Origin of the sequence: Pseudomonas sp. TJI-51 (assembly GCF_000190455.2) — a bacterium.
In the GTDB taxonomy this organism is placed as follows: domain Bacteria; phylum Pseudomonadota; class Gammaproteobacteria; order Pseudomonadales; family Pseudomonadaceae; genus Aquipseudomonas; species Aquipseudomonas juntendi.
Genome location: NZ_AEWE02000178.1, coordinates 320 through 549 on the forward strand (window position 1 = coordinate 320; position 230 = coordinate 549).

1 protein-coding gene is annotated in these 230 nt (G+C 57.8%); it reads left to right on the top strand.

Going from position 1 to position 230, the window contains the following annotated elements; all coding sequences use genetic code 11:
* The coding region (locus G1E_RS30355) for an immunoglobulin-like domain-containing protein (RefSeq protein WP_047150269.1) at positions 1 to 230 on the top strand (230 nt) is incomplete at both ends.

Consider the following 230-nt stretch of genomic DNA (forward strand, 5'->3'; position numbering starts at 1 on the left):
GATACCGTCAGCACAGTAGTCACCGATGAGCCAGGCACTCCGGGTAACCCGGGCGGCAACAACGAAGGTGACTTGGTCAAAGTCAGCATCGTGGCCGATCAAGTCTCGGTCAACGAAGCCACTGAGCCAACCTTCACTGTCACCCTGAACAAGGCTTTGGACAAGCCATTCACCGTAACCCTGAGCACTGGTGCCACCCTGACCTTCGCGGCAGGCGAGACCACTAAGTC